This window comes from Lentzea pudingi, from assembly GCF_014646255.1.
Taxonomy (GTDB): Bacteria; Actinomycetota; Actinomycetes; order Mycobacteriales; family Pseudonocardiaceae; genus Lentzea; species Lentzea pudingi.
The window spans coordinates 85,657-109,050 of the sequence record NZ_BMNC01000011.1 but is presented as its reverse complement, the minus strand read 5'-3'; the positions used below and the strand labels follow the sequence as shown (position 1 = coordinate 109,050).

General features: G+C 68.5%; 21 protein-coding genes and 1 tRNA gene. 4 read left to right on the top strand and 18 right to left on the bottom strand.

What is annotated here, in order from left to right:
- Positions 1–4 precede the first annotated feature (4 nt).
- From IEY88_RS30935 to IEY88_RS30925, 3 genes are read right to left on the bottom strand one after another with little or no spacing between them, the layout of a single operon-like run.
- Positions 5–1,345, bottom strand: coding sequence for a PPE domain-containing protein (locus tag IEY88_RS30935; RefSeq protein WP_189158419.1), 1,341 nt, complete (start codon positions 1,343–1,345; stop codon positions 5–7).
- 4 nt (positions 1,346–1,349) lie between these two features.
- A complete protein-coding gene (locus tag IEY88_RS30930; protein WP_189158418.1) occupies positions 1,350–1,925 on the bottom strand; it encodes a DUF3558 domain-containing protein in 576 nt (191 codons plus the stop codon).
- Positions 1,926–1,941: 16 nt separating this feature from the next.
- Positions 1,942–2,367 (bottom strand): hypothetical protein, encoded by a 426-nt coding sequence (locus tag IEY88_RS30925; protein WP_189158417.1) that lies wholly within the window; start codon positions 2,365–2,367, stop codon positions 1,942–1,944.
- A 147-nt stretch (positions 2,368–2,514) separates the two neighbouring features.
- Here IEY88_RS30925 and IEY88_RS30920 point away from each other — a divergent pair, with 147 nt between their 5' ends.
- A complete protein-coding gene (locus IEY88_RS30920; RefSeq protein WP_189158416.1) occupies positions 2,515–3,342 on the top strand; it encodes a hypothetical protein in 828 nt (275 codons plus the stop codon).
- On the opposite strand, the gene IEY88_RS30915 is transcribed toward IEY88_RS30920, so the two are convergent.
- From IEY88_RS30915 to IEY88_RS30900, 4 genes are all read right to left on the bottom strand, one after another.
- The gene (locus tag IEY88_RS30915) at positions 3,324–3,965 is read right to left on the bottom strand and encodes a helix-turn-helix domain-containing protein (protein ID WP_229693942.1); all 642 of its coding nucleotides are present in this window, start codon (positions 3,963–3,965) and stop codon (positions 3,324–3,326) included. The two genes, IEY88_RS30920 and IEY88_RS30915, sit on opposite strands and share 19 nt — an antisense overlap.
- A gap of 65 nt (positions 3,966–4,030) precedes the next feature.
- A tRNA-Val gene (locus IEY88_RS30910) sits at positions 4,031–4,102 on the bottom strand.
- Positions 4,103–4,157: 55 nt separating this feature from the next.
- Positions 4,158–5,537 (bottom strand): carbohydrate-binding protein, encoded by a 1,380-nt coding sequence (locus IEY88_RS30905; protein ID WP_189158415.1) that lies wholly within the window; start codon positions 5,535–5,537, stop codon positions 4,158–4,160.
- A gap of 112 nt (positions 5,538–5,649) precedes the next feature.
- Positions 5,650–7,290: a bifunctional 3'-5' exonuclease/DNA polymerase gene (locus IEY88_RS30900; RefSeq protein ID WP_229693941.1), complete on the bottom strand. Its 1,641-nt coding sequence runs from the start codon at positions 7,288–7,290 to the stop codon at positions 5,650–5,652.
- A gap of 185 nt (positions 7,291–7,475) precedes the next feature.
- On the opposite strand from IEY88_RS30900, the gene IEY88_RS30895 reads away from it, so the two are divergent.
- On the top strand, positions 7,476–9,890 hold the full coding sequence (locus tag IEY88_RS30895; protein WP_189158413.1) for a hypothetical protein: 2,415 nt from the start codon (positions 7,476–7,478) through the stop codon (positions 9,888–9,890).
- Here IEY88_RS30895 and IEY88_RS30890 read toward each other — a convergent pair.
- Both IEY88_RS30890 and pruA read right to left on the bottom strand, forming a co-directional pair.
- Positions 9,877–10,800: a proline dehydrogenase family protein gene (locus tag IEY88_RS30890; protein ID WP_189158412.1), complete on the bottom strand. Its 924-nt coding sequence runs from the start codon at positions 10,798–10,800 to the stop codon at positions 9,877–9,879. The genes IEY88_RS30895 and IEY88_RS30890 overlap by 14 nt on opposite strands.
- An 87-nt stretch (positions 10,801–10,887) precedes the next feature.
- Positions 10,888–12,513 (bottom strand): L-glutamate gamma-semialdehyde dehydrogenase, encoded by a 1,626-nt coding sequence (gene pruA, locus IEY88_RS30885; RefSeq protein WP_189158411.1) that lies wholly within the window; start codon positions 12,511–12,513, stop codon positions 10,888–10,890.
- 92 nt (positions 12,514–12,605) lie between these two features.
- On the opposite strand from pruA, the gene IEY88_RS30880 reads away from it, so the two are divergent.
- The gene (locus tag IEY88_RS30880; RefSeq protein ID WP_189158410.1) at positions 12,606–14,132 is read left to right on the top strand and encodes a PucR family transcriptional regulator; all 1,527 of its coding nucleotides are present in this window, start codon (positions 12,606–12,608) and stop codon (positions 14,130–14,132) included.
- Here the strand turns inward: IEY88_RS30880 and IEY88_RS30875 are convergent.
- From IEY88_RS30875 to IEY88_RS30840, 8 genes are read right to left on the bottom strand one after another with little or no spacing between them, the layout of a single operon-like run.
- On the bottom strand, positions 14,114–14,731 hold the full coding sequence (locus IEY88_RS30875; protein WP_189158409.1) for a YidC/Oxa1 family membrane protein insertase: 618 nt from the start codon (positions 14,729–14,731) through the stop codon (positions 14,114–14,116). The two genes, IEY88_RS30880 and IEY88_RS30875, sit on opposite strands and share 19 nt — an antisense overlap.
- 40 nt (positions 14,732–14,771) lie before the next feature.
- A complete protein-coding gene (locus IEY88_RS30870; protein ID WP_189158408.1) occupies positions 14,772–15,056 on the bottom strand; it encodes a DUF6412 domain-containing protein in 285 nt (94 codons plus the stop codon).
- Between the two features lie 10 nt (positions 15,057–15,066).
- Complete coding sequence (locus IEY88_RS30865) at positions 15,067–15,783, bottom strand: hypothetical protein (protein WP_189158407.1); 717 nt, start codon at positions 15,781–15,783, stop codon at positions 15,067–15,069.
- Positions 15,780–16,325: an RNA polymerase sigma factor gene (locus tag IEY88_RS30860; protein ID WP_189158406.1), complete on the bottom strand. Its 546-nt coding sequence runs from the start codon at positions 16,323–16,325 to the stop codon at positions 15,780–15,782. The genes IEY88_RS30865 and IEY88_RS30860 overlap by 4 nt, the downstream gene beginning before the upstream one ends.
- Positions 16,326–16,371: 46 nt before the next feature.
- A complete protein-coding gene (locus IEY88_RS30855) occupies positions 16,372–16,989 on the bottom strand; it encodes a nucleoside/nucleotide kinase family protein (protein WP_229693939.1) in 618 nt (205 codons plus the stop codon).
- On the bottom strand, positions 16,956–17,498 hold the full coding sequence (locus IEY88_RS30850; RefSeq protein ID WP_189158405.1) for a ribonuclease FAU-1 family protein: 543 nt from the start codon (positions 17,496–17,498) through the stop codon (positions 16,956–16,958). Before IEY88_RS30850 ends, IEY88_RS30855 begins: the two co-directional genes overlap by 34 nt.
- Positions 17,476–18,750, bottom strand: coding sequence for an FAD-dependent oxidoreductase (locus IEY88_RS30845; protein ID WP_189158404.1), 1,275 nt, complete (start codon positions 18,748–18,750; stop codon positions 17,476–17,478). The genes IEY88_RS30850 and IEY88_RS30845 overlap by 23 nt, the downstream gene beginning before the upstream one ends.
- A gap of 58 nt (positions 18,751–18,808) precedes the next feature.
- Positions 18,809–20,257 carry a GAF domain-containing protein gene (locus IEY88_RS30840; protein WP_505744127.1) on the bottom strand — a complete coding sequence of 483 codons (1,449 nt, stop codon included), beginning with the start codon at positions 20,255–20,257 and terminating at the stop codon, positions 18,809–18,811.
- Positions 20,258–20,362: 105 nt separating this feature from the next.
- Between IEY88_RS30840 and IEY88_RS30835 the strand changes: the two genes are divergently transcribed.
- Positions 20,363–21,700 (top strand): aldehyde dehydrogenase family protein, encoded by a 1,338-nt coding sequence (locus tag IEY88_RS30835; RefSeq protein WP_189158402.1) that lies wholly within the window; start codon positions 20,363–20,365, stop codon positions 21,698–21,700.
- Here the strand turns inward: IEY88_RS30835 and IEY88_RS30830 are convergent.
- Entirely contained in the window at positions 21,697–23,262 is a 1,566-nt protein-coding gene (locus tag IEY88_RS30830; RefSeq protein ID WP_189158401.1) for a beta-N-acetylhexosaminidase, read from the bottom strand. The two genes, IEY88_RS30835 and IEY88_RS30830, sit on opposite strands and share 4 nt — an antisense overlap.
- Between the last annotated feature and the right edge of the window lie 132 nt (positions 23,263–23,394).

Sequence of the window (23,394 nt, the reverse complement as noted above, 5' to 3'; positions counted from 1 at the left end):
CCCCTTATCCGCCGATGACCGGCGGAGCGACCATCGTTCCGTCACCGAAGATGTCCTCGGTCTCCTGCAGGTACGAAGCGGACTTGTGCTCCGAGTCCTCCGCGCCGTCACCACGCTGGCCACCGGCACCCATACCGCCGGCGCCCATACCGGCCGCACCACCACGACCGGCGGCACCCGCCGCACCGGCACCAGCGGGCCCGAAGCCACCAGCACCACCAGCACCGGCACCGCTACCGGCAACACCGGCCGCGCCACCGAAGCCGCCGCCCATGCCACCCGGACCACCCATGCCCTTGGCCGCCGCGGCACCACCGAGGCCACCACCGCCGGGTCCACCGGGAGGCCCACCAAGACCACCACCGCCGCCGCCACCACCGCGACCGGCACCACCACCGGGCCCACCGGGAGGCCCGCCGATGCCACGGCCACCAGGCCCACCAGGCCCGTTGGGTCCGCCAGGGCGATTGCGGGGGTTGTTCGGGTCGAGCGGACCGCCGGGCCTGCGCGGGTCGTTCGGGTTGAACACGCCGTCCGGCGGCTGGATGGGCACGCCGATGTTGGCAGGCGGGCGGCCGCTGTCGACGGGCGGAGGGGTGTACCGGGTGTCGTTGGCGCCAGCCGTGCCGGTGTCGTCACCACCGCCGGTGCCCGGCGGCTTCCAGCCGGACAGGTTGGTGTCCCCGCCACCGCTGCGGTCACCGCCGCCGGGAGGGGGGTTGCTGCCGATCGGCGGCGGGTTCTTGCCGTTGGGGCCGACCTCGTCGATCCGGTACTTGCTGTCGGGCGGACCCTCTTGGACGCTGCCGTCGGTCGCGGTGGGCGCGATGAACGTCGGCTGGTTGCTCATGCTCGCGTTGACAGCACCCGCGTACTGGTTGAACGCGCGGATGTTCTGCTCGCTGACCTGCTGGTTCTTTTCGAGCGCCTTGTCGTAGTCCGTGTCCCACGGCCGGTAGTCGTTCAGGAACGGCTTGTCCGGCACGGTCGGCGGCTTGGACATCGAGTTCTTGGCATCGGCGTACGCGCTGCCGACCGTGTCGGCGGTCGTGCTCGCCTGAGTTGCCGAGTCGCCCGTGACCGTGGCCCACGTCGCGAGCGGTGAAGTTCCACCACGCGCCGCGTCGCCGGCGGAGCCCTCCCAGGCGGCACCGGAGTCGCGCACCGCCTTCTCGATCAGCTGGGCGACGTCGCCGTGGCCGCTCGACAGATCACGCCAGCCCTCTGACATCAGCGAGGTGCTCTGGCTCGGCCCTGCGCCGTTCTCGAACCACTTGTAGATCGTTTCGCCACCTGCGAAGGGAAGAAAGGCGAAACCAGTGATGTTCGGCTCGTCCCCAGCCATCTCGCTACCCCTTCAGGTTCGTGATGATCAGCTGCGCTACGCGCTCGGTCTCAGGGCAGGGCTTCTTCGTTGCGCGCTCGTCCGTGGCGCTGGAGATCTGCACCGCGACCGAATCGGTCTTCGACGCTCGGATCAAGGTCAAGCAGCCGATCGATCCGTCCGTCTGGTCGGTGGAGATGACCCTGATGCCGTCCAGCTTCTTGTCGACGAAGACTCCGTTGTTCTTGACGTTCCCGACCTGGGCTTCGAAGTCCTTGCCCTTGCTCACAGAGATTTCGTACGTGGAGTTCTTGATGGGATCCGTGCCGTCCCACACGCAGTTGGGTCCGAGTTCGGCTGTTCCGGCCTGAGGCGCTTGAACAGAACCGAGCGTCGCGACCTGGCTGGTGGTGAGGATGCCGCACGGGTCGCTGACGAACTTGGTGATGCTGAGGTCAGTGCCGGACGCGTCGCTGGTGGGCTGGCTGCTCGTCTGCCCGTCGCCGGTCGGGGCAGCCGTGGTCGGGTTGCCTCCGGTCTGATTGCCCGTGCACCCCGCCAAAGCCACGGAAGCGAGCACGGCGGTGAGCAGAACGGTCATGCGCTTCAAGATCGTGTCAGCCCTTCATCGCGGTCGACGCCGCTTCGTCGGTGGCCCGGTACTCGGCGAGGGCCTTCTCGATGTTCTTGATGGTCTGTTCCAGCGCCTTCACGGCCTGATCGTTCGCCCACTGGTAGCCGCCGGGCTCAGCACCCGCAGTCTTGCGCATGGCGAGAGTCGCGTATCCGCTGTAGGGATCAGGGCCAGGGGCGCCGGAGAGCTTGAGTTTCTCGCTGGCCCTCCGCAGCTTCAGCAGCTCCCGGAGAGCTTCCTTGAGGCCGTCGATCATCTTCTGGGCCTGCTCCGGCTCGACGCTGAACTTCGCGACTCCGCCACCGCCCGCGCCTGCCGCTGCACCAGCGGCCGCGCCGAGTGCCGCACCGACACCCTTACCGACGGACCCGGCTGTCTTCACGGGTACGAGCGCGTCGAACATCAGCATCCTGGCCAGCTCCCCTCAGAACTCCACACCCCACTCAGAGGATTTTCGCATAGGACCGGTTCCCTGCGGAGGCGAACGAATCAGCAGTTCAGGTCACATGGCCGTTTCGTCCAAGACCCCGCGCGGTCACCGGCATAGGTTCGAGCCATGATCGGACAAGCGAGGACCTTCCTCTGGCTCAACGCCCGCACGCTGGAACAACGCTGGTTCGAGCACGCCTTCGACGGCGGGAGCGCAGCGGATGTGGTCAGGGCGATGCTGGCCTACCGCAACGACGACGGCGGGTACGGGTACGGGCTCGAACCCGACCACCGCGGGCCCACCAGCCAGCCACTGCACGCCCTGCGCGCGCTCCAGGTGTTCGCCGAGGTCAACGCCCCGGAACATGCCGAAAGCATCCTGACCTGGCTGAACGTCACCTGTCCCGACGGCAGCGTCCCGTTCGGCATGTCGACCTCCAAGGACCACCCGAAGGCGCCGTGGGTCCAAGCCGACGACCAGGGCGGGCTGCTCCTGACCAGTCAGATCGTCGCCGCGCTGCACGCGTTGAAAGTCACCGACCCGTGGCTCGACAGGGCCACCGACTACTGCTGGCTCCACGTGGACGAGCTCGACCAGACCCACCCGTACGAGCTCAGGGGTGCGGCGATGTTCCTCGACGAGGTGCCGGACCGGGCCCGCGCCGAACTGGCGGCGGACAAGCTCAAGCACCTCGAACTGAGCACCGAGGGATACGCCGCGGGCGAAGGACTGGCCCCGCACGCGTACGCGCAGAAACCCACCAGCCTCGCCCGAGCCTGGTTCACCGACGAGGAGCTCGAAGCAGACCTCGACGCACTCCAGCAAGGTCAGCAGGAGGACGGCGGCTGGAACTTCGGCTTCCCGGCGTTCACGCCGATCACGAACTTCGAATGGCGTTCCATCGCCACGGTCGACGCCCTGTTGACGCTGCGCCGCTACGGCCGGATCAGCTGACCCAGGGACACGCCGGCCAACGCACGCACTTCGCGGGCCAGGTGCGCCTGGTCCGCGTAACCGGCCTCAAAAGCCACCGAGGCGAACGGCATCCCACCCCAAGCCAGCCGCAGCGCCGCGTCGAACCGCAGCACCCGCTGCAGCACTTTGGGCGGATAGCCGAACGCATCCAGGCACCGCCGCCGCAGCTGACGTGAGCTCAGCCCGATCTCCCAGGCAACGGCACCGACATCACCGGACCGCAGCAGCGAAGCGGTAGCGGCCAACGCCGGATCGACGACGACCCGCGAAGCGCAGAACTCCACCATCGAGGAGAACGAGTCGAGCCGAGCGGAGGGAACGAGTTCGGCCAACGGCACCCGCAGGTCACGAACGGCATGCGCGGGCACTCCGAACACCGACGGGAACGCCCCCGGCGGCAACCGCACGCCGTACAGCGTGCCGGGCGCCACGGAAGCGAGTTGAGCGGAAGTGTCCGGACCGGCGACGAACAGCGCACCGGTCGCAGGTGTCCACATCAGGTCCGTGCACCCGTCCGGCACCACGCGCTGCACGGTCGGCGACGACACCGTGCGCGTCCACAGGCAAGCCAGACCCGCGGGAGCGGGGCGTTCGGCATACACAGCCCGACGCTACCCGTTCGAGAACACAGAAAGGGCCCGGTCAGAAGACCGGGCCCTTTCTCGAATGGACGATACTGGGATTGAACCAGTGACCCCTACCGTGTCAAGGTAGTGCTCTCCCGCTGAGCTAATCATCCGTGTCGTACGGATGACATCGTAGCGGACGGGGCCAGCGAACCCCGAATCCAGGGGTCAGGTTCCGAACTTCACCCAGTTCACGCTCACGTACGGCGCAGGCTGCCCGCTCGTGAACGTGACGTACACGTCGTGCGTACCGGTGACGTTCGAGATGTTCGCGGGGATGGTTCTCCACGCGTCCCACCCACCGGTGTTGCCCACCGCGAACGACCCGACCGGAGTCGCCGTGCGCGACCCGAGCCGCACCTCGACCAGTCCGCTCACCCCGCCTCCCGCACCGGAGGCGACGCGGGCGTTGAACTGGCGTGCGGGGCCGGTGCCGAAGTTCACGCCGGAGAACTTCAGGTAGCCGCCGTTCGCGATCTGGTGCACGCCCGAGCCACCATCACCGGGCGCAACGGAACCGCCGGAGCGCTCGGAAGCGTTCTCCGCCTGCAGTTCGTTGTACGCGGAACCCCCACCGCCGGGGTTCGACGTCGTGGTCGTAGTGGTGGTGGTCGGGACGGTGCCACCAGCCGAGTAGACGGCCACGTAGTCCACGACCATCGAGTGCCCGGACTGCGTGGCTGCGACAGGGGTCGGCTGGTTGTTGTTGAGCGCGTTCGGGAACGCGCCGCCCATCGCGAGGTTGAGCAGGATGAAGTGGCCCGCGTGCGACGTCATCGCGTTCCACACGTTGACGCCGACACGTGCCTGCGTCACCTGGTGGAACGACTGGCCGTCGACGAACCACGTGAACGTCTTCGCGGCGTCGTCCCACTCGAAGCGGTACGTGTGGAAGGCGGACTGGCAGGACGCGCCGGGGCACGTCCGCGAGTTGCCGATGCCGGTGAACTCGCCGCAGGCGCCGCCGGGAGCGACGTCGCAGTGCAGGACGCCCCACACGGAGTTGATGCCGTTGACGTTCTCCATGATGTCGAACTCGCCGATGCCCGGCCAGTTCCAGTAGTTGCCGCGGTACGGCGCGCCTAGGGTCCAGAACGCGGGCCAGTAGCCCAGGGCTGCCTCACCCGTGACGTTCGGCATCTGGATGCGGCCCTCGATGGCGAGCTTGCCGCCGGCCGCGGGCTTGAAGTTCGAGCGCTGGGTCTCGATGCGCGCCGACGTCCAGTTGCCACCGCCGTCCTTCAACGCGGTGATGCGCAGGTTGCCGTTGCCGTCGAGCTTGAGGTTGTTCGTGCTGTTCGTGTAGTTCTGGATCTCGCCCGTACCCCAGTTGGCAGGTCCGCCGGGGTAACCGTGGCCGGTGTCGATGATCCAGTTGGAGCTCGACGGCAGCGATCCGTTGGAACCGTTGAAGTCGTCACCCCACACCTGCGTCCATCCCGACGCAGGGGGTGGGATCGAGGCGTTGGCGGACATGGCGGCGATCGCCAGGGGTACCGCGGCAATTAGCGCTGTCGTGGCCGCGAGCACGCGGCGGCGTTGCTTCATGCGCGAGTGACCTCCTTGTCACGGGTGCAGTCCACTTATGAGAGCGCTCTCACGGCGTAAGAACAAGCGCCCGTTCGGACCAACGCCGAGAAGACCACCGTTTCGATTGGACTTATTTCGCGTCGGCGTAGCAGGTCACGGGCACCGCGTTCATCGGGAAGCGCACCGATGTCTCGCCGAACAGCAGCCGTGTCGCCTCGCGTCCGGCGGCGGCGATCGCCTCGACCACGGCGTCGGCGTCGGCCCGCGGGCAGTGCACGAGCACCTCGTCGTGCTGGAAGAACACCAGGTGCGCGTCGGCGGGGAGCTTGGTCCGCAGCACGCCCAGCAACGCCGCCGTCCAGTCCGCCGCGCTGCCCTGCACCACGAAGTTCCGGGTGAACCGCCCCCAGTTCCGCGCCGCCTGCCGTGACGAGCTCGACGACTCGCCAGACTCGTCGGCGCCCCCGGTCAGCTCCTGCCACGCCGCGGACGGCGTCGGCGACGTGCGACCCAGCCGCGTGCGCACCATCCTGCCCTGCTCACCGGCCCGCGCGGCGTCCTCCACGTACCCGACCGCGATCGGGAACCTCTTGCGCAGCACGGCGAGCAGCGGCCCAGCCTCGCCCGAGGTGCCGCCGTACATCGCCGACAGCATCGCGATCTTCGCCCGCGGCCGCTCGCCCTTGAACGAGTCCCGCGCCAGCGCCGCGTAGAGGTCGTCGTCCCCGCAGACCTCGATCAACCGCTCATCCCCTGACAGGGCAGCGAGAATCCGCGGTTCGAGCTGGGAGGCGTCCGCCGCGACGAGGCACCAGCCGTCGTCGGCGATCACGGCCTGCCGCATCAGTCGCGGGATCTGCAACGCGGCTCCGCCCCGCGACGCCCAGCGCCCGGTGACGACCCCGCCCACGACGTAGTCCGGCCGGAACCTCCCGTCCTCGACCCACGTGTCGAGCCACGACCAGCCGTGCGCTACCCACAGCCGTGCGCGCTCTTTGTAGTCCAGCAACGGTTTCACCGCGGGGTGGTCGACCTTCTTCAACACCCACCGCCGCGCCGAGGGCACCTCGATGCCGGCTCTGGCGAACGCCTTCACGATGCTCGCAGGTGCGTCCGGGTTCATCTCCCGGCCGCCGAACGCCTCCTGGATCTCGTCCGCCAGCGCCTGCAGCAGCTTCGGCCGCTGACCAGGTGCCGGACGCGGCCCGAGCACCTCCTGCAGCAACCTGTTGTGCACGTCCTCCCGCCACGGCAGCCCGTGGAACGTCATCTCCGCCGCCACGAGCGCCGACGCCGACTCCGCCGCGATCAGCAGCCCGAGCGCCGGATTCCGTTGCTGTGCCCGGAAAACCAGCGACAACGCGGCCAACGGGTCCGTGTCGCCCGGCAGCACCACCGGCTCCGGCCCGAACAACGTCAGCGCGTCGTCCTTCTTCGGCGGCCCGGCGTCGGCCGGGGCGGGCAGCCCCAGCACCCGCGCCAGCGCCCCCGCGAGCTCCTTCGGCTCGCGGTGCCGGCCCTCGACCCCGAGCAGCAACGCCTCGGTCAGGTGCAGGTCCCAGCACCGGTCGACGCGCACCCCGGCGGCCAGCAGGACGGGGTAGACCTCGGACGTGTCCGCCCACACCCAGCGCGGCCGGGCGCGCTCCAGCGACGCGACGGCCGAGGCGAGCGACGAAGCCACCATCGCGGGACCCGCCGGAGTCCCGTCGTCGTGCAGCTTCTGCCACCGCCCCGCACCGTCCGCGTCCAGAACGAGGGCGACCAGCACACCCCAGATTGTGCCGAGGGGGTCTGACAGTTTCAGTCCAGGCTGAACTGGAAACGTTTGCAGAGCGTGGGTAGCCATTGGAGCTTCTCCAATCCAGACAACAAAGGAGTGAAGGAAAAACAGGAAAAGTCCACGATGGTGTGGTCTTGCTACCCCTGGCCTGACCTGCGGTCGACTATGAATTGGTGGACCGAGCACTCAGCGTCGCCGCTTTGCTGGATCCCACCCATCAGGTGGTCCCCTTTCACGGCAGAGAATCCGAACTGCACACACTCACGCTCTGGCGCGACAGCGCCGTGCCCCAGGCGTCCCTGTTGCTGCACGCCCCGGCGGGCGCGGGCAAGACCAGGCTGCTCCAGCGCTTCCAGGAGGAGCACTGGGACAGCGAGACGCACGGCAGGCTGCTCGTCATCGACGACGCCGACCGGCTGCGGTGGCAGGACGTCTTCCTGCAGCTGCAGGACACGCTCCGGCACGGACCGGCGCGCACGCGGGTGCTGCTCGCGTCGAGGACGACGGGCTGGTGGTGGTCCTCCACCCGCCAGCGCATCGCGGACTTCGACCACGAGGTCATGGCCGTCGAGCTCGCCGCGACGCTCGAGAACCGCGAGGAGTCGTTCACGCTCGCCTGCCAGCACTTCGCCAAGCACCTCGACGTCACGGCCCCGGACGAGCCGCCGCCCAACATCGCCCAGGAGACGGTCCTCGACCTGCACATGGCCGCGCTGACCGCGGTGCACGGCGACCCGTGCGACGTGAACCGCACCCAGCTCGTGCGGCAGCTGCTCAAGCGCGACGACGGCCGCAAGACCGGCCGCATCGCCGAGGACTACCTCGCCGTCGCCACCCCGGCGACCCCGGACCCGGACCTGCTGGCCCGTGCCGCCCAACGCTGGCCGCAGCTGCGCACCAGGCTCGACGAGCTCGTCACGGGCACCCCGGCGGTCGTGCGCGACATGGCCCGCGACAGCCTCCGCGCCGCCGCGGAGATCGGGTCCTTCGCCACCGTCGAGACCATCGCCCGCGAGGTCTTCCGCGACGAGCGGTTCGCCACCGACGCGATCCCGTCGATCCTCACGCGCCGCCTGATCGAGCGCGCCGAGGACGTCCTGGAACGCGCCGAGATGTACGGGATGCTCAGCGCCAGAACGATGTTGTGCGGCCTGCGGCACGAGTCCGTCGAGGCCTCCCAGGCCGAGGTCGGGTGCTACCGCGAGCTCGCGAGGAAGGACCCAGAGAACCGCCCGCTGCTCGCGGACGCGTTGGGAGACCTGGGTCTGCGGCTCATCAACGCTCAGCGCAACGACGAGGTGCTCGCCGTCTCCGAGGAAGCGATCGACCTCTGGCGCACGATCGCGGAGGCCGACCCGGAGACCATCCCGCAGCTCGCCTCGGCTTTGGAGCAGATCAGCTACCGCTACCAGACGCTCGGCCGCGACGAGGACGCGATGACCGCGATCAGCCGCGCCACCCTGCTCTTCCAGGAGCTCGCGAAGAACCACCCGGCGCTCTTCCGCGCCGACTTCGCGAGGGTCGCCGCCGTGATGGCCCGCCGCTTCCACATGGAGGGCAACCGGCAGCACGCGGCCGACTCGATGCAGCTATCCATCGCGAACTGGCGGGTGGTCGCGCAGGAGGACCCGCGCTTCGAACCGGAGCTCGCCCGCAACCTCGTCACGGCGGGCACCATGTTCCTCGACCTGGGCAGGGCCGAGGCCTCGAACGAGACGCTCGAGGAGGCCGTGAACCTGTTCCGCCGCCTCGCCGTCGCGCACCCGAAGACGTTCGGCAAGGAACTCGCGGACGCGCTGACGCGACGCAGCCAGGCGTTGCTGGAACTCACCGACGACGTCGACGCCGCGCTCACCGCGCGCGAGGCCGTGATGCTGTGGCGTGAGATCGGGGACCGCAAGGGCCTGGGCGGCGCCCTGCTCAACGTCGCCAAGGTCGTGGGCGACGTCGACGCGGCCGCGGAAGCCGTCGAGGTGTACCGGGACCTGGTCGCCGAGGACCTCGTCTGGAACCAGGCGAGCCTCGTGATCGCCCTGGCGATCCTGGTCCAGCAACAACTCCAGCACGGCCAGGACGGCCGGGCGATGGACTCGGCCGACGAGTGCCTCGACCTCTGCCACCGACTGCCGTCGCAGCTCGTCGAGTTCTTCGGCGCGAAACTGGCGCCACCGCTGCAGAACACGGCCCGCGCACTGTCCGATTCGGACCACCACGTCCGCGCGGTGCGGATGTCCGAGTTCACGGTCGAGATCTGCCGGGCACTGCGGCCGAAGACGGCACCCACCGTCTACCTCGATGCGCTCCAGCGGCACGTGTGCCGACTCCGCGCCGCGGAACGGAAGGAAGAGGCGCGCGGCACCGCGCACAGCGCGATCGTGCTGTGGCACATGTCCGGGCTCGACCTCGACGCGAACGCCGACTACGCCGACGCGCTGACGATCTACGGCCGGCTCTGCGCGGAGACGAAGCACGAGACGGAGAAAGCACTTCGGCTCACCCGCCGCGCGGTCGACGTCCTCCGCGCAGCCGGTGAGCCGGTGAAACTGCAGTTCGCCCTCGAGACGGCCGAGGACCTCAGCTCTTGGTGAGCAGCGAGCGCGCGAAGAACGCCACGTTGGCCGGACGCTCCGCGAGACGGCGCATGAAGTAGCCGTACCACTCGTCGCCGTAGGGCAGGTACACGCGCATGCGGTTGCCCTCGGCGGCGATGCGGCGCTGCTCCTCGGGCCGGATGCCGTACAGCATCTGGAACTCGTAGGAGTCCTTGGATCGGGCGGACGCCAGGTCGGCGGCGATCGCGATCAGGCGCGGGTCGTGCGAGGCGACCATCGGGTAGCCATCACCTTCCATGAGCACCTTCAGGCACCGCACGTAGGACAGGTCGACCTCGTGCTTGTCCTGGTGCGCAACGGAAGCGGGCTCCTGGTACGCGCCCTTGCACAACCGCACGCGCGAACCGGAGTACGCCAGGTCGCGGCAGTCCTGCTCGGTGCGGTGCAGGTAGGCCTGCAGCACCGCGCCGACCCACGGGAAGTCGACGCGCAGCTCGCGCAGGATGCTCAGCGTCGAGTCCGTGGTGGTGTGGTCCTCCATGTCGAGCGTCACGGTCGTGCCGACGACAGCGGCCGCCGTGCAGATGCGACGGGCGTTCTCCAGCGCGATCTTCTCGCCGTCGACCGCCAGCGACTGGCCGACGGCCGACAGCTTGACCGAGACCTCGGCGCCGTCGGTCAGCCCTTGTGCCTCCAGCCGCGCCAGCAGCGTCAGGTACGCCTCGACGGTCGCGTTGGCCTGCGACTCCTCGAAGGTGTCCTCACCGAGGTGGTCGAGGGTCACCAGACGACCGTCGGCGAGCACCTCGGCGGTCGCCCGGATCGCGGAGGAGACGTCGGCACCGGCGACGAACCGCTCGACGACGGGCCGGGTCAGCGGCGTCGACTCGACGAGCTTGCGGGCACCCGCGCTGCGGGACGCCAGGAGGAGGCTGGAGCGCAACATGGTTCACGTCCTCAGGGTGTGAAAGGTGAGGGGAACGTCGAAGTGCTTGTGGCGCAACGACGTTCCCCTCACTCAGAAGGGCCTGGTCTAGCCCTGGTGCGGGTGGAGGTGGTTGGTGGGCGCCGCGAAGGTCTCCTTGATGGAGCGCGGGCTGACCCAGCGGAGCAGGTTGTGGACCGACCCCGCCTTGTCGTTCGTGCCGGACGCGCGCCCGCCGCCGAACGGCTGCTGGCCCACGACGGCACCGGTGGGCTTGTCGTTGACGTAGAAGTTGCCGGCGGCGAACCGCAGCTCCTCCTGCGCGTGCGCCACGGCGGCGCGGTCACGCGAGATGATCGAGCCGGTCAGACCGTAGGGCGCCGCGCTCTCCATCTGCTTGAGCACGGTCAGGTAGTCCGCGTCCTCGAAGACGTGGACCGCGAGCACCGGGCCGAAGAACTCGGTGGTGAAAACGGAGTTCGTGGGGTCGGAGCCGACGAGCACGGTGGGCCGGACGAAGAAGCCGTCCGAGTCGTCCGCGGTGCCACCGGCGGCGATCTCCAGCGACGAGTCCGAGCGAGCGGTCTGCAGCACGCCCGACAGCTTGTCGAACGAGCGGCGGTCGATCACCGCGCCACCGAAGTTCGAGAAGTCGGTGACGTCGCCGTAGGTCAGGGCGTTGACCTCGTCGAGGAACCGGTCCTTGATCTTGTTCCACACCGAGCGCGGCACGTAGGCGCGTGAGGCGGCGGAGCACTTCTGGCCCTGGTACTCGAAAGCACCGCGGATCATGGCCACGCGCAGCACGTCCGGGTCGGCCGACGGGTGGGCCAGGATGAAGTCCTTGCCACCGGTCTCGCCGACGATCCGCGGGTACGAGCGGTACGAAGCGATGTTCGAACCCACCTGCGCCCACAGCTTCTGGAACGTCGGCGTGGAGCCCGTGAAGTGGATGCCCGCGAGGTCAGGAGACGAAAGCGCCACCTCGGACACCGCGAGACCGTCACCGGGCAGCAGGTTGATGACGCCGGGCGGCATGCCCGCCTCTTCCAGCAGCCGCATGGTGAGGTGCGCGGCGAACGACTGGGTGGGCGACGGCTTCCACAGCACGACGTTGCCCATCAGCGCGGGCGCGGTCGGCAGGTTGCCGGCGATGGCGGTGAAGTTGAACGGCGTGATCGCGTAGACGAAACCCTCGAGCGGACGGTGGTCCGTGCGGTTCCACACACCGGGGGAGGAGATCGGCTGCTCGGCCATCAGGTTGCGGGCGAACTGCACGTTGAAGCGCCAGAAGTCGATCAGCTCGCACGCCGCGTCGATCTCCGCCTGGATCGCGGTCTTCGACTGGCCGAGCATCGTGGCCGCGTTCAGCGTCTGGCGCCACGGGCCGGCGAGCAGGTCGGCGGCACGCAAGATGATCGCCGCGCGGTCGTCGAACGACATCGCGCGCCACGCCGGGGCGGCCTCGCGGGCCGCGGCCAGGGCGTCGACGGTGTCCTGCTGGGTCGCGCCGGCCAGGGTGCCGAGGACCGAGCGGTGGTTGTGCGGCTGGACGACGTCGAAACGCTCCCCGCCACCCATGCGCTGCTCGCCACCGATGGTCAACGTCAGCTCGAGCGGCTCCTTCTGCAGCTCGGCCAGCTTGGCCTGCAGCTCAGCGCGCTCCGGGGTACCGGGGGCGTACTGCAGGACCGGCTCGTTGACCGGGGCGGGAACCTGGGTGACCGCGTCCACTCGCAACTCCTTCTGGGCTTGTTCGGTACGCAAACCGTAAGTCCGCGCGACCTGGCCTCGGTTGTTCAACAGGCCAAGATTCACCAGGTCAGATGTACGATCGAACAGTGTCGAGTCTCCGCCACGTTCTCATCGCGCTGGGCGATCCGCTCGTCGAACTGCAGGTTGCCCCGCAGGGCCTGGAAGTAGACGTGCGCGATGTGGTGATCATGGATCCGGACGACCCCCCGGACGTGGCGGCCGGAGACCTCGCCCTGCTCATCGGCGCCCGAGGCCGTGCCGCGTTGCCGCTGATCAGAGCCGCCGGACGGGCCAAGGCCGCGGCTGTAGCGGTCAAAGAGTCGTCTCAGACGCTCGAACAGGCGGCCACGGACGCCGGAGTGGCGTTGCTCGAGGTCAGACCCGAGGTCCGCTGGGGCCACCTGGAGTCGCTCGCCAAGGGCGTGCTGACCACGACGACCGACGACGGCGAGGTCCTCGGGGACCTGTTCGCGCTCGCGCAAACGATTGCCACCCTGACCGGCGGCATCGTCAGCATCGAGGACACCGCGAGCCGTGTGCTCGCGTACTCCCGCTCGTCCGACGAGGTCGACGAGCTGCGCCGGTTGTCGATCCTCGGCCGTCAGGGCCCCGAGCCGTACCTGAAGATGCTGCGCGAGTGGGGCGTCTACAACCTGCTGCGCTCGGGCGAGGAGGTCGTCCGCATCGACGAACGCCCCGAGCTGGGCATCCGCAGGCGCATCGCCGTCGGCATCCACGCGGGCAGGCAACCGCTCGGCACGATCTGGGTGCAGGAGGGCGACCAGCCGCTGGCCGAGCAGGCCGAACGAGCGCTGCTCGGCGCCGCCCGCGTCACCGCCCCGCACCTCATCCAGCAGCGCAACCAGCCCACATCGAGGTTCCGCGAGAACCTGCTGGCGGCGTTGCTCACCGGCCGCATGGACGCCGCCACCGTCGCCGGCCAGATCGGCGCCGACCCGAAGAAACCCGCCGCCGTCGTGGTGTTCGCGGTCCGCAGCGCCGAGGGCGACCGCAGCGAACACGAACTCCGCCGCGCCGAGATGACCGGCCTGATCTCCGTGCACGCGGCGGCGTACCGGCGCAGCGCCCTGGTCAGCGAGTCCGGCGGCCGCACCTACGTCCTGCTCCCGGACCTCGCCCCGAATGCCCAGCTCCTGAGCCTGACCAGGGAGATCGTCACCACCGCACGCCGTCACCTGCACACGGCGGTGCAGGCCGCGGTCGGCTCGACGGTGTCCACACTGGACGACGCGCGGATCTCGCGCCAGGAGGCCGAACGCGTGCTGGACGCGATGGCCCGCGACCTCGACGTCGAGGTGGCGACGCTCGCCGACGTCCGCTCGCAGGTGCTGGTGAGCGAGATCCTCGCGCTGTTGCAGGACAACCCGCGGATCCGGGACCCGCGAATCGACGCGCTTGACCCCGAACTCGCGAAGTCACTGCTCGCCTACCTCGACGCGTTGGGCGACGTGCGCGCGGCAGCGGACAAGCTGCACGTCCACCCCAACACGTTGAGGTACCGGCTCAAGCGGATCGATCTCGACCTGGACGACCCGCTCGTCCGGCTCATCGCCCAGCTTCAGCTCAGGATGCGGTAGAGCAACGCCCGTTCCGCGATCGTCCACGTCGTCGTGGTGAGCAGGTACAACCCGGCTGCCAGCGGAAGGTAGGCCGCCACGAGGATCGTCCCGAACGGCAGCACCTTGATCAGCCCGGTCATGAAGCCCGGCTGGGGCGTGGTCGTCATCCGCGACTGCTGCCACTTCACGGTCAGGTAGGCGACCACGGCGAGCAGCCCGAACAGCACGAAGAACACCCACGCGAAGCCGGACGTGAAGTGCGTGCCGAGCGAGACGCCGAACAACGTGCCCTCCAGCAACGGGTTCGGCGTCGTCACGACCTGGTAGATGACCATGAAGAACGGGACCGTCGCGAGCATCGGCAGCATGCCGGCGAACATCGACACCCCGTTCTTCTTGTAGACCTTCTGCGACTCCTCGGAGAGCCGCATCAGGTCCTTGCCGTACTTCTTCTGCAGCTTCTGGATCTCCGGCGCGAGCTTGGCCTTGGCCTTCTCCCCGCGCACGGCGGCGCGGTAGAAGGGGTGCAGCGCGAGCCGCACGACGATGGTGAACAGCACGATGGCGAGCGCGGGCATGCCGAAGCCCGCCAGGGCAGCGCCCAGGTCAGCGAACAAGGGAGGTTTCTCCGTCTTGAGTTGAGGACGAGCGGACGTGTCAGAACGTCCGGCATCCCGGTGCTCGAGGACGGGCTTTGCCTGCGGCGTCGGGGTTTCGCAGACGCAGCTGTGCCGTGCGCTGGGCTCGTTCGCGGATGGAGAGCGACCGCGCCGGTGCCACCGACAGCGGCACCAGCGCGACGACCACGATCAACGCGAGGGCGAGCGCGGTCACGGCCGCGACGACCTCGGTCGGAGACGAGAACAACGTGAAGGCGTAGAGGGCAGGCAGGAAGACCGCGAGCATCAACAGCGCTCGCTGCTTGGTCTCCGGCCGCCACATGCCTTGCAGACTACCGAGTCGGGAGCGGTTCTGTCCCCAGGACGGTGCCCGCCTTGTCGTACAAGGTGACGGAGGTCGCGTCCTCCTTGCTCGGCCACCACGCGAGGAGCCAGCCCTTGCCTATGGTCGCCGTCACCTTCAGGCCGTCCCTGGTGTCGAGGACCGCCTTCCCGACCCGTGGGTCGACCTGGCCGGTGAGGATGCGCATCGGCCTGCTGCCGTCCCGTTCTGAATGCATGCTTGCGCCGTACGAACGGAACAGCTTGTCACCGAGCGGTTCGAGACCCTTGGAGGTGCCGCCACCGGTCATGCCGACACCGTCCGGCGTGTGCACGCACTCCATCGTCGCCTCCGGGCCGGTGAACAGCACGAGCGTCATGCTCCCGCGCTGATCGACGACCGACACCTCACGAGGGGCGGACGGCCAGTCCGGCAGGTTCTCCTCCTTGCCGTGCTCGTCGTGCCAGTCCAGTCGCTCCCGGCACTTCGCGAGCACGGGCTCCACGTCACCGGGAGCCCTCGGCTCGGCGGTCCAGGAGGCGTAGGCGTCCGGTGTCGTCGGCGTCCACAGCACCAGCGCCGCGGCGACCGCGGCCACGAGCGCTGTCGCGGGCACCGCGAAGCGCCACCAGCGGCGGGACGGCTTCGAGCTGATCTCGTTCAGCAGCGCGTGCTTGCGGACCTGCAGTCGCAACGGGTCCATCTGCGGGATGTCGGGCTTGATCACAGTGCCTCCTCAACCAGGGCGCCACGCACGGTGCGTTGCGCGCGAGCGAGTCGGGACTTCACCGTGCCGACCGGGATGCCGAGCACCTGGGCGATCTGCGCCTGGGTCAGGTCCGACCACACGGACATCTCCAGCACCTCCCGGTCCCCGGCGGGCAGGTTCCGCAGCTCCGCGATCACCGCCCGAGTCCTGGCCTCCGCGTCCACGCGCCGTGCCACGTCATCGGCGTGGTCATCGTCCGCGTGCTGCGGCGGAACCTTGCCCAGAGCGGCCCTGTATCGCGTGCGGGCGCGCTGGTGGTTGCGGGTGACGCCGAGCGCGACGGTGTACAGCCATGGCAGCAGCGAGTCCTCCACGGTGACGGACGTGCGTTTGCGCCAGGTCTCCATGAACACCACGGACACCAGGTCCTCGGCGACCGCCCATGTACCGGTGCGGCGCAGGCAGTAGGCGAACACGGCTTGAGAGTGGCGTTCGAACAGCTGCCCGAACGCCTCGCTCACACCGGCCCGGACCTGCCCCCAGAGTTCTTCGTCGGTCACGGACCCTCCTCTCTGCCCCGCCTATGTCCGCAGGGGGAGATCGGGTTCACGCCTCGACCAGACCGGGCCGTTCGGGGTGGTCGTAGCGCACGAAGAGATCGGCCACCGGCTCGTAGTCGTCGAACGCGGGCAGCGTCCACTCCTCCGCGGTCTTGCGCCGGAGAGCGCCGGGGGAGAGCCACAGGTGCACGGTGAGCTCGGCCGGCAGCCAGCGGTCGAGCATCAGGGTGCCGTCGACGAGCACGACCCCGTTCTCCGGCACGTCGACGTACTCGGCGCGGCTGGCGCGGTCGGTCGCCGCGTTCCACAGCGACGGCAGCACCCTGCCGTCCACCGCCGGGTCGAGCACCTCGCGTTGCAGGCCCTTGTAGTCGAACCAGTCGTGCCGGTAGGAGTACGAGTCGGTGCGGCCGTGCTCCAGCCGCACGGATGCCGGTCGCAGGAAGTCCTCAAGGGACACTCGTCGCACCGAGCGGCCCAAGGCGCGCAACGGCTCCACGACGGCGTCCGCGAGCTTGCCGGGTTCGGCCGCGGGCGCGCCGTCGATCAGGACGCGCACCCGCCCGTCCAGCTCCGACACCTGGTCGACGATCACGGCGACGAGCGCGTCGAAGGTCAGTGGCCGCACCTTCACGGCTGCCAGTCCGCCCAGGCCGTGTCCCACCAGATCTCGCCGGACGCCAGCATCTTCTCGATCTCGAGCGCCTGGGCCCTGATCTCCTCGGCCTCCCGCGCGGAGTACTTGCCCGACGCGACCTGCTCCTCGAACTCGTCTAGGTCGCGCTGCGCCCACGTGCCGTCCGGCGCCAGGGTGTAGTCGAGCGCGTGGTCGAGGGTCTCGAAGCCGTCCTTGACGCGGCGGTAGGGCGCCTGCAGGTTCAGGTAGTAGTTGCCGAACGCCCTGTCCTCGCCCTTCCAGAACAGGTCGACGGAGTAGGCGTCCTGCGGGCGGTGCAGCATGAGCTTGCCGTGACCGCGCCAGAAACCGCGGTCGGGCTTGTCCCACGGGTGCGGGTGGTGGTGGTCGGGGTAGGTGAGCCGGGTGCCCGGCTCCACGAACACCGCGAGCAGTCCCGGCTCGTCGACGACCACCCTGGTCGGCATCTCCGACCAGACCTTGCCGTGCAGCACCTCACGCCGCACCACGACCTCACCGGGCGTGAACAACCTCATGCGCAGAACTTACGTGATCACGTTCCGCCGCGTCCTCGGCCAGCATCTTCCGCTTGAGCACGGGCACGGCGTTGGTCACGCGCAGGAAGGTCCGCGAGAACGCCGCCGCGACCCGTCCGATCACGGGCTTGTGGATCAGGCTGGTGCCGTCCATCATCTCGCGCGACGCCTCCACGGCCTGGAAGCCGTACTCGACCATCTCCCGCTCGTACTCGCCGATCGCCTGCATGGCGTCCTTGCCGTGGTGGGCCTCGACGAGCTTGCGGCACAACAACTCCGCGTCCCGCAACGCCGTGTTCGCGCCGATGCCACGACCGGGCGTCATGAGGTGCACCGCATCGCCGATCATCGTGACGTTGTCCGGCTGCCATGGCTGCGGGCGCTCGGACGTGCGGACCTTGATCTGGAACACGGTCTCCGGTGTGGCCAGCTCGAAGAGCCTGCGCAGGTCCGGGTGGAACTTCGGGGTCATGGCCAGCACGACCTGCTTGAGCTCGGCCTGGCTCATGCCCTTCATGTCCGGGAACTTGTCGTGCGCGGCCGCGTAGCCCCACATGATGTAGTCGTCCTCGACACCCGTCCCGTCGAAGCGCATCACGTGGATGATCACGAACTCGCCGCGCGTGCCGAACAGCAGCGTGATGCCGCCGTCGGCCAGCGGAGGCAGCAGCTTCGCGTTCTCCTCGGTCAGCGGCAGCTTGCCCGCGATCGACGTGATGCCGGTGTCGACCACCTTCGCGTCCGGCAGGCGCAGCTTGCGCACCTTGGACTGCGCGCCGTCCGCGCCCACCAGCACGTCACCGGTCTCGGACGTGCCGTCGTCGAAGTACGCGGTGACCGTGCCGTCGTCGTTGCGGCTGTAGTGCCGGAACGTCTTGTCGAACCGCACGACGTCGTCCAGTCCGCCGAGCAACGCTGTGCGCATCGCGATCCGGCTGACCGACTTCTCGCTGCGGCTGTCGTCGCGGTCCGTCGCGACCTCGCCGACCAGGAGTTCCTTGTACTTCTCCGTCCGCATGACGATGTGCCTCGGCGGCCTGGCCGTGGTGCGGACGAACTCGGCGAACACGTCCGGGGGTAAGCAGCTGTGCAGCGCTTTGCTCCCGTCCGGACTGATCCCGACCCGGTAGCCGATCAGCATGCTGCGCGGCGTGCGGTCGCGTTCGAACAGCGCCACGTCCACGCCGGCCTTCTTCAGCCCGTGGGCCAGGCACAGCCCACCGGTCCCCGCTCCGATGACGAGTACGCGCATGACACCCTCCCCTACTAAGTCTCTTAGTCGGGAAGATATTCAGTTATTAAGACTCTTGTCAATCGTCCTGACTGAGTCTCCTGAGCCTGGCGGTGGCGATGGCGAGCCTGACGTCGTCCGGCGGTAGCAGCCTGACCAGCTGTTCCATCGCCTCCACGTCGTGTTCGCCCGAGTCGGTCTGGGTGAACGTCCACAGCGCGTTCGCGTCGCCACGGGACAGGACGGCCTTGCGCACACCGGTCGCCAGGTCGTCCCGTTCGGCCAGCACGACCGGTGCTTCGGAGCGGCGCAGCAGCGAGCCGCGGTACCTGCTCGTGGCCAGGGGAACATCCGCGTCCTTGAGGGCGGCCCGCACCGCCAGGAAGTCCGTCTCGACGTCGGCGGTGAGCCGGTAGGGCCTGGTCGCGAGCACGTCCGGGCCCAGCTGGGCGCGCAGCCGGTGCAGCTCGGCGCGCACAGTCGTGGGGTTGCCGCGCTCGCCGTAGAGGCGCAGCGCGAGCTGGTCGGCCGTCAGCCTGCCCTGCAACGTCAGCGCGGCCAGGATCTCCGCGTGCCGCAACGAGATCGGCACCTCGCGGCCGTCCAGCACGACCTTGGGTTCGGGCAGCAGGAACGACAGCGACAGCACGCTGCGCCGGACGTGCCGCTGCCGGGGGATGCGCAGCAGGTAGCCGTGGGCGAGCGGTTCCAGCACCGCCTCGCGGCCGTCCGGGAGCACGACGCGGTCGGAGGAGACGTCGACGCGTGAGGGCAGCAGCCCGTACGGCTCGACGGCGACGACCCGGCCGGTGGAGCTGAGCAGCGCGCCGGGTTCGCCGCGCAACGCGATCAGGTGCCGCATGTTGCGCGCCCGCAGCTCCTCGTCCTGGGCGTGCATCCGCGCGAGCATCTCCGACTCGGCGAGCCGGGCCGACGCGGAGACGAGTGCCACCATCGAGGGATGGACGGTCTCGATCGGGCCACTGAGGTCGACGACCCCGATCGTGGTGCCCGTGTCGGGGTCCCGGATGGGACTCGCCGCGCACGTCCAGTGGTGGTAGGTCCGCACCAGGTGCTCGGCCGAGTGGACCGTGACGGGGGAGTTCACCGCCAGCGCGGTGCCCATGCCGTTCGTCCCCGCCGCACCCTCCGACCAGAGCGTTCCCTCAGCCAGGCCGACCTCCTCGGCGCTGCCTCGGGTGTGCTTGGAGCCCTCGCACCACAGGACGTGGCCCTGGGCGTCCGCGACGATCATGATGTGCCCGGCCTCCTCCGCGAAGCCCAGCAGCGTCTCGCGCAGCAACGGCAGCGTCGGGTGCAGCGGGTGCCGTTCACGCAGGTCGGAAAGCTCGTCGGCGGCGAACACCGTCGGCGCGGTGTGCAGGTCGGGATCGACGTTGGCGGCGAGTGACCGTTGCCACGACGCGGAAATCACTGAGCGTGGCAAATCAACCGTGTGAGTACCACTCAACACGGCATCTCTGACTCGACTCAGCAACAGTGCGTGTTGCCCGGGTTCGTGGGTCACTGATCCATCCACGGCTTGCAACGAGCATGCAACGTTCTGCTGCCTACTTTCTCACTTCCCCCACTTCTGGTATCGGGTGGGCCATCTCTGGCAGGGAGTCGAAAGATGACGCAGTACGCGGCACCGGGTCAGCCCGGCAGCGTGGTCGCGTACCGGGCTAGGTACGACCACTTCATCGGCGGCGACTACGTGTCGCCCGTAACCGGCGAGTACGTCGAGAACATCACGCCGTTGACCGGCGAGGTGTTCACCGAAGTCGCCCGCGGTACCGACGCCGACCGCGCCCGTGCGATGCACGCGGCCAGTGGCGCCGCACGCGCGTGGGGGAACACCACGCCGCGAGAGCGCGCCACAGTGCTGTGCGAGATCGCGGACCGCATCGAGGAGCACGCGACCGAGCTCGCCGTCGCCGAGACCTGGGACAACGGCAAGCCGGTCCGCGAGGCCCTGGTCGCCGACGTCCCGATGCTGATCGAGCTGTTCCGCCAGTTCGCCGCCGTCATCCGCGCCGAGGTCGGCGAGGTCGAGCAGCTCGGCCGCCACTCGTACGACTACCGCTCGTTCCAGCCGCTCGGCGTCGTGCACGAGCGCATCTCGTGGACGTTCCCGCTGATGAACGCCTGCCGCGTGCTCGCGCCCGCGCTGGCCGCCGGCAACGCGGTGGTGCTGGAGCCCGCCCTGCAGACGCCGGCTTCGATCCATGTCCTGATGGGGGTCATCGCCGACCTGTTGCCGCCTGGTGTTGTCAACGTCGTCACTGGGGCGGACGACCACCCTGCGGTGGCTGGGCGTTGCCCGAACATCTTCTTTTGCGACGTCACGGCGCAGCGCGACAGCTTCCTGGACAAGGCGCTGGAGGGGTTCGCGATGTTCGCGGCCAACCAGGGGGAGATTGCGACGGCTCCGTCGCGTGCGTTGATCCAGACCGCTGTTTATGAGGAGCTGCTGCATCTCGCTACCGAGCGCACGCGGGCGTTGCGGATGGGGGACCCGCTCGACACGGACACCATGGTCGGGGCTGTCGTGAGTCTTGCGCAACGCGATCGGGTTCTTGCGTACGTGGAGCGTGGGAAGGCTGAGGGTGCGCGGCTGGTTTTGGGTGGGGAGGCTTCCGGGCTTTTTGTGCAACCGACGATCTTCGAGGGTGACCATCGTTCGTCGGTGTTCGCGGAGGACGTGCTTGGGCCTGTTGTTTCGGTGACTCGGTTTGACGACCGTGACGATGCTGTGAAGATCGCCAACGAGGCTGTTGCGCAGCTTGGTGCCGGTATTTGGTGCCGCGATGTGGCGCTTGCGCACAACGTCGGTCAGGATCTGCGGGCTGAGCGGGTGTGGGTCAACAACTACTTCGCGTACCCGGCGAACACTGCTGTGCTCGCCGAGTACCGGCGGGTGAAGCACCTGCTGGTCAGCTACTCCGACCGGGGGCAGGGGTACTTCTAGCGCTTCCAGGGGACCTGGGGGCTCGGGTAGAAGTTGACACCCTGGATCTTCCAGCGCGGGGCTTGGGCTGCCAGGCGTGGGGCGAACCTGTCCCAGTTGTGGATGTTGGGCTGGGACCAGCCCAGCTCTGCTGCTACTGGGAGCCTGGGGAACGCCATGTACTCGATGTCTGCCGAGGATTTGATCGTTTCCGTCCAGAGTGGAGCTTCAATGCCTCGGACGTTGGCTTCTGACACGCCGTTCAGGTAGGCGCCTGGGTTCCAGCTGTAGGCGTCCTTGACTTCAACGAGGCCTGCCCAGTCGAGGCCTAGTTTCGTGTCCTTGCTGTACTTCATGTCCAGGTAGATCTTGTTCGCCGGGGACATCAGGATCTTGTTGCCCCGCTTGGCTGCCGCGGCCACGTTCGCGTCTGTCGTTGTGGTGCCCCAGAACTGCGGGATCGTGGTCGTGTCCGTGGTGGTCTTGACGAACTCGTGCCAGCCGATCGTGGTTTTGCCGTACTTCTTGATCAAGGGGAGTACGCGGTTCATGAACGTCGTGTAGTCCGCGTCTGGTGTTGAGAGGGCCTCGTCGCCGCCGATGTGCAGGTACGGGCCTGGGGTGATCGCGGAGACCTCTTTGATGACGTCTTCCACGAACTTGTAGGTGATGTCCTTGTTGATGCAGAGGGAGCTGAAGCCGACCTCGGTGCCGGTGTACAGCGGGCGCTTCTTGTTGTCGCAGTTCAGGTTGGCGTAGCTGGCCTGGGCCGCGTTGGTGTGGCCCGGCATGTCGAACTCCGGGATCGTGGTGATGCCCCTGGATTGGGCGTGCGCGACGATGTCCTTGTATTCGGCTTGGGTGTAGAAGAGGTTGCCCGTTCGGCCGCCTACTTCGGTGCTGCCGCCGATCTTGGTCAGGTCTGGCCATGAGTTGATTTCGAGGCGCCAGCCCTGGTCGTCGCTCAGGTGGAGGTGGAAGTAGTTGATTTTGAACGCTGCGATTTGGTCGATGTAGCGCTTCACCTGGGCTGGGGTGAAGAAGTGCCTGGAGACGTCCAGCATGGCGCCTCGGTGGTGGTACCTCGGGTGGTCCAGGATGCTTGCGCCTGGGACCTGCCACGGGCCCGGTTGTTTGGTGGGTGCTTCGGCCTTTGGCGGGAGTAGTTGGCGCAAGGTGGCTATGCCGTTGAAGTGGCCTGCCGTTGAGTTGGCTCGGATCACCACCTGGTTCGGGGTCACGTCCAACTGGTAGCCCTCTGGGCCCGTTCTTTGGTCTGCGCCTGCGGTGAGGACTATGCCGTCGCCGGTGATTTTGTCGGTGATCGGGAGGGGGTAGCCGGTGGACTTGCGGAGGATGCCGGCCAGTAGTTCTGCTGGCTTGCGGGCGGTCTGCGTGGCCAGTTGGATCTTGGCCTGTGGGGTCAGGGTGAAGGTTTCCGGGCGGGGCTGGACTTGGGCCGGTTGAGGGACCAGTTCCTGGAGAGTGGTTGGGGGTGCCGCTTCGGCTGTGTTGGTCACCAGCACTCCTGATCCGGCGATCACCAGGGCCGCCAGGGCCGTCTGGAGTCGGGTTGGGGTCACGCCTGTCCTCCGAGGTGCGCGAGGGTGGTGGCGGCGTTCAGTCACCGTTGCAGGGGGCGGGTTTCTGTGTCAAGGTCCAGACCAATGCCTCTGGGGCTCCGCCCCAGACCCCGCCAATCTGATCCAAAGCCG

Excerpts from the sequence above, each read along its gene's own strand:
- IEY88_RS30920 (WP_189158416.1), top strand. The coding sequence starts at position 2,515 with ATGATCGGACAAGCGAGGACCTTCCTCTGGCTCAACGCCCGCACGCTG.
- IEY88_RS30845 (WP_189158404.1), bottom strand. The coding sequence starts at position 18,750 with ATGCGCGTACTCGTCATCGGAGCGGGGACCGGTGGGCTGTGCCTGGCC.
- IEY88_RS30930 (WP_189158418.1), bottom strand. The coding sequence starts at position 1,925 with ATGACCGTTCTGCTCACCGCCGTGCTCGCTTCCGTGGCTTTGGCGGGG.
- IEY88_RS30925 (WP_189158417.1), bottom strand. The coding sequence starts at position 2,367 with ATGCTGATGTTCGACGCGCTCGTACCCGTGAAGACAGCCGGGTCCGTC.
- IEY88_RS30935 (WP_189158419.1), bottom strand. The coding sequence starts at position 1,345 with ATGGCTGGGGACGAGCCGAACATCACTGGTTTCGCCTTTCTTCCCTTC.
- IEY88_RS30835 (WP_189158402.1), top strand. The coding sequence starts at position 20,363 with ATGACGCAGTACGCGGCACCGGGTCAGCCCGGCAGCGTGGTCGCGTAC.
- IEY88_RS30880 (WP_189158410.1), top strand. The coding sequence starts at position 12,606 with ATGTACGATCGAACAGTGTCGAGTCTCCGCCACGTTCTCATCGCGCTG.
- IEY88_RS30905 (WP_189158415.1), bottom strand. The coding sequence starts at position 5,537 with ATGAAGCAACGCCGCCGCGTGCTCGCGGCCACGACAGCGCTAATTGCC.
- IEY88_RS30870 (WP_189158408.1), bottom strand. The coding sequence starts at position 15,056 with ATGTGGCGGCCGGAGACCAAGCAGCGAGCGCTGTTGATGCTCGCGGTC.
- IEY88_RS30890 (WP_189158412.1), bottom strand. The coding sequence starts at position 10,800 with ATGTTGCGCTCCAGCCTCCTCCTGGCGTCCCGCAGCGCGGGTGCCCGC.
- IEY88_RS30850 (WP_189158405.1), bottom strand. The coding sequence starts at position 17,498 with ATGAGGTTGTTCACGCCCGGTGAGGTCGTGGTGCGGCGTGAGGTGCTG.